The sequence below is a fragment of the Glaciimonas sp. Gout2 genome (genome assembly GCF_035018905.1).
Classification (GTDB): Bacteria; Pseudomonadota; Gammaproteobacteria; order Burkholderiales; family Burkholderiaceae_D; genus Glaciimonas.
Genome location: NZ_JASJXA010000090.1, coordinates 1 through 4,901, shown reverse-complemented (window position 1 = coordinate 4,901; position 4,901 = coordinate 1). Strand labels below are relative to the sequence as shown.

At 48.2% G+C, this 4,901-nt stretch carries 4 protein-coding genes; 2 read left to right on the top strand and 2 right to left on the bottom strand.

Annotated elements, in window-relative coordinates; genetic code table 11:
- The first annotated feature begins 447 nt into the window (after nt 1-447).
- Nucleotides 448-2,115 carry a phosphoglucomutase (alpha-D-glucose-1,6-bisphosphate-dependent) gene (pgm, locus tag QN379_RS22995; RefSeq protein ID WP_322239256.1) on the top strand — a complete coding sequence of 556 codons (1,668 nt, stop codon included), beginning with the start codon at nt 448-450 and terminating at the stop codon, nt 2,113-2,115.
- Between the two features lie 86 nt (nt 2,116-2,201).
- Nucleotides 2,202-3,377 carry a PHB depolymerase family esterase gene (locus QN379_RS22990; RefSeq protein ID WP_322239258.1) on the top strand — a complete coding sequence of 392 codons (1,176 nt, stop codon included), beginning with the start codon at nt 2,202-2,204 and terminating at the stop codon, nt 3,375-3,377.
- Between the two features lie 46 nt (nt 3,378-3,423).
- On the opposite strand, the gene QN379_RS22985 is transcribed toward QN379_RS22990, so the two are convergent.
- Together QN379_RS22985 and QN379_RS22980 are read right to left on the bottom strand one after the other, a co-directional pair.
- Nucleotides 3,424-4,113: a GntR family transcriptional regulator gene (locus QN379_RS22985; RefSeq protein ID WP_322240702.1), complete on the bottom strand. Its 690-nt coding sequence runs from the start codon at nt 4,111-4,113 to the stop codon at nt 3,424-3,426.
- A gap of 249 nt (nt 4,114-4,362) precedes the next feature.
- The coding region (locus tag QN379_RS22980) for a cation:dicarboxylate symporter family transporter (protein WP_323507718.1) at nt 4,363-4,901 on the bottom strand (539 nt) is incomplete at its 5' end.

Sequence of the window (4,901 nt, the reverse complement as noted above, 5' to 3'; positions counted from 1 at the left end):
GTTTTCAACAGAGGCCGAACTATAGCAACACATCTCAACACTGGCAAGCAATTTTATAAACAATTTTAAACATTTTTTAAGTCATCAAATAAATTGTTAATTAATCAAAATAAGGCACTTAGCAGGCTTGACTCTTTTCGACCACTTAGATCAAGAAAATCGTGGCGTGGCGGCAATCGCTAGAACTAGCCTCCAGCTTCCCTCTTGAACTGTACCTGATATGAAGTGGTCTACTTCCTAAGCCCTATTTGTCCGAACAGATCGGATAAAGCCCGCAAATTCATATTTAACGGCGAAAACGAGCGCATTATCAAAACACCATCAACAGCTGACTAAGATTCCGTATGCAGAGTCGGCTGGGAAAGCACACCGTCTTATAGTAGCTAATTGGCAACCAGCAACAGCAACGAAAATCGTAAAAGTACCCAACTTCTACAGGAGAGCGCCATGAATATAAGCCCAATGGCTGGCAAACTAGCCTCGCCCGACACGCTCGTTAATATTCCAAGACTCATCACTGCGTACTACAGCAATCGCCTCGATCCGCATGATGTTACACAACAGGTCACATTCGGCACTTCCGGACACCGGGGTTCATCGCTTCAAAATACATTTAATGAGTGGCATGTACTCGCCATCACGCAAGCCATTTGTCAGTATCGCAAACAACACAATATTACCGGCCCGCTATTTCTTGGAGTAGATACCCATGCGCTTTCTGCTCCCGCTGCGGCTAGCGCACTCGAGGTATTGGCGGCAAACGGCGTGAATGTCATGCTTGCCGAAAACGACGAGTACACGCCAACGCCGGCAATTTCTCACGCGATCCTGACTTATAACCGAGGTCGCACAGCAGGCCTGGCTGATGGCATAGTCGTCACTCCGTCCCACAATCCTCCTGATAACGGTGGCTTCAAATACAATCCACCGAATGGTGGACCGGCGGATACCAACATTACTAAGGGGATACAGGCGCTCGCGAATGACTTTATGAAAGATGGTCTGCTGAGCGTAAGGCGGTTGTCTTTTGAAAAAGCGTTGCTCGCGCCCACTACCCATCGCCACGATTACCTGGGTAACTATATTGCCGACTTGGGCAATGTCATCGATATGGAAGTAATACGTGGTGCTGACATTCGGCTGGGTGTCGACCCCCTCGGGGGCGCTGGCGTCCATTATTGGGCCAGAATTGCTGAACATTACCACATCAATTTGACGGTGATTAGTGCAACGGTTGATCCTACCTTCAGTTTTATGACCCGCGATTGGGATGGCAAAATCCGTATGGACCCATCGTCTCCCTATGCAATGCAGCGTCTAATAGATATCAAGGATCAGTTTGACGTCGCATTTGCCTGCGACACTGACCATGATCGCCATGGAATTGTTACACGCACGCATGGTTTGATGCCGCCAAATCACTATCTTACTGTCTCAATAGACTACCTGTTCCGCCATCGCCCTCAATGGCGGCAAGACACCGGTGTGGGGAAAACGGTTGTTAGTAGCCAAATGATTGATCGTGTATGCAATAGATTAGGGAGAAATCTGTACGAGGTACCGGTCGGGTTTAAATGGTTTGTCGATGGCCTTTTCGATGGCTCTCTCGGTTTTGGAGGCGAGGAAAGCGCTGGCGCTTCCTTCTTGCGCCGCGACGGTACTGTTTGGACAACGGATAAGGATGGTCTCACACCTGCATTATTAGCAGCCGAAATGACAGCACGCAACGGCAAAAACCCGGCACAAGTTTATCAAAAGCTTACCGAAGAATTAGGAACGCCCGTTTCCGACAGGGTCGAAGCGCCTGCAACAACCCCTCAGAAAGCCACGCTTGCGGCACTTTCTCCACAACAAATACACTCGACAGAATTGGCTGGTGAGAAAATCACCAGCATTCTTACCCAAGCGCCAGGAAATAATGCCTCCATAGGCGGCCTAAAAGTTTGTACAGAAAATGGCTGGTTTGCAGCACGCCCTTCGGGCACTGAGGAGATTTACAAAATTTACGCGGAAAGTTTTCGAGGCGATGCACATTTGCAGCAAATCGTCGAAGAAGCACAGACTATTGTCGATACGGCCCTGCGTACCGAATCAGGAAAAACAACGGCTAGCTAACTATCAGCAGACCATAATTACATAGGAATTGCAGAGGCTTAGTAAATCCCATTACACTAAAAGCTCTTTTATTTGGTCAAGCTCATATGCTAAAAGCCCTTAGTCGATTGTGGTTGCGAAGCATTAAAAAAATTAGCAAATCGCAACAAAGCCAACATAAAAAATTGGTTAAAACGTTCCTCGCGCCTCCCGCGCCGGCAAAACGTAAATCGACTAAATCAACGGCTAAGAAGGCCACCCCACTTGCCAAGCGATCCATAAGATCGACGTCCGCTGGTAAATCCACCTCTAAAGCGCCCACAAGCCCCGCACTGCCCGGGCGCTGGCTGCCTTTTTATTATTTATCAACGAAAGACAGTGCTGCGAGAACGCGCCGCCGCATGCAATATTGGCTTTATTTACCGGCCAGCGCCAGCGCTATTGGGGCCGAACTTCCTCTAGTTGTCATGCTCCACGGCTGCAATCAAAATGTAGACGACTTCGTACGCGGCACAAGAATGAACGAATTGGCCGAGAAGCAAGGATTTGCTGTCTTATATCCCCAGCAATCCTATAGTTCACACATGAAACGCTGCTGGAATTGGTATAACAGAGAGACGCAGGCAGGAGGCGGCGATGCCAAACGTATTGCTGCGATCATTAATATTGTCGCAGACAAACACCCAATTGACACAACGCGCATCTATATAGCGGGTTTATCAGCCGGCGCTACGATGGCTTCTATTGTGGCGCTTAATTATCCACATTTGATTACCGCCGTGGGCATACACTCGGGAACCGTTTTTGGCGTAGGGCACTCTATTATCGGTGCCTATGGCGTGATGCAACGGGGGGCACTCAAAAGCGCGACTGACATTATCGACACTATTAGTCAAAAATACCTTTTATTCCCGACGATGCCGGTCATGTTAATTCACGGCCTGGAAGACAATGTTGTCCGCCCCATTAACGCATTGCAATTAACCCAACAATTTAAAGCGTTGAATAAGATAGCAGAAGACAGTAAAGTCGTCGTCACTGCCAAGACGGGAAGCGCTGCCAACAGCCGAAATCCACACAAACCCTACACCATCCAAGAATACTACCAAGCAGGCAAATGTCTGATCCAAGTCTATGAGATTTCTACTCTCGGCCATGCGTGGAGCGGTGGAGACTGCTCACTACGATACAACGCATGCGAAGGCCCGGACGCTACCCAACTGTTATGGGATTTTTTTAAAAAACAACGTCGAATTGCCGTCCAAAAACCTGTTGAGGTCTAACCATTTAGACAAACAATTGATATCAACATTGCTCTTTACGAATACCTTAAGCCAGGAGCGCCTTCACAAAATCCTTTTTATCGCTTGCCGGTTGCCTTTCAAACTGGAGCGCAGACTCAACATGGTGGAGATGATGCCGCATCAATAGGACCGCTTTTTCCGTGTCTCCCGCTTTTGCGGCAGCTATAAAAGCCAGATGCTCATCCGATGAACAGACGGCGTCCCGTGTTGATTGGTATAGCATCGTTATCAACGAACTCCGGCCTGCCAACTTCACCAGAATATCGGTCAATACCTGATTGCCTACCGTCTTCGCCAACAATATGTGAAAGTCACTCAATAGCTTGGAACGCGTTTGCGGATTCTCTTTTGATAATGCATCGCGTTCCAACTCCAGATGGCGATCGATTTCTAAATAATCATCGATTCCCGCCTTCGCCACAAATTCTCGTACCAGCGCTTCCTCCAGAATTCGCCGCACAAAAAATAGTTGGCGCGCCTCTTCTTCGGTGGGTTGGCTGACAAATGCCCCCTTGTCCGGTATCAAATCAATTAATTTATCTTTTGCCAGCATCACCAAGGCCGCACGAATCTTGGTGCGGCTGACTGAATACAGACGCGCAAGTGCTTCTTCACGCAATTTAGTTCCTGGCGGCAGTCGCTGCTCCGCGATCGCCATTGCAATGTCGGCCGCGATGTCGTCCGAACTATCGGAAATGACTGGGCTCAAGGGCATGTTCATATTATTACTGACCTTAAAAGCGCTAAAGTTATCTAAAGGCAGAAATTGTACTTGGAAAACCTATTTTTAAAACTTCTATTCCAAATGAGAAATACTGTCCGTCGAGATCGCACCACAACCATTCGACGGACACGCATATTTAATCACAAGAGCAAAACACCATTTACATTGATGCCGGCATCAATGATTAACGCCCTTTTTTGCAGCTCTACTTAAGCCCTACAAAAATGAGCAGCGGATTGTTTAATGCCCGGCCTGCAAATTCAAATCAGTGGCCGGCCGCACATCCTGACGCAAATTTTCGCGATTTTTTTGCTCGTCATATGCCTTAATCGCGGCAACGTCACCATTCAACACAGCATGCGCACGTGTTCTATCAATATCTTTCTCCCATACCGCCACGACCACGGTTGCCACACAGTTGCCAAGTAAATTGCCAAGCGCGCGAGCGATACCCATGAACCAGTCAACCGACAGTACCAGCACCAAACCAACCACCGGAATAGCAGGAATCGCAGACAATGTCGCCGCCAGAATCACAATCGCCGAGCCGGGAACGCCATGCGCACCTTTCGAGGTGATCAACGCAACCGCCAGAATCGCTAATAAGTCGGTAGTCGCTAAGGGAGTGTTGGTCGCCTGAGCAATAAAAACAGCAGCAAGCGTCAGATAAATCGAGAACGCATCTAAATTAAATGAATAGCCAGTCGGAATCACCAAGCCCACGGTCGAATCTTTAATGCCCATATATTCAAGCTTTTTCATGATCTGTGGCAACACGG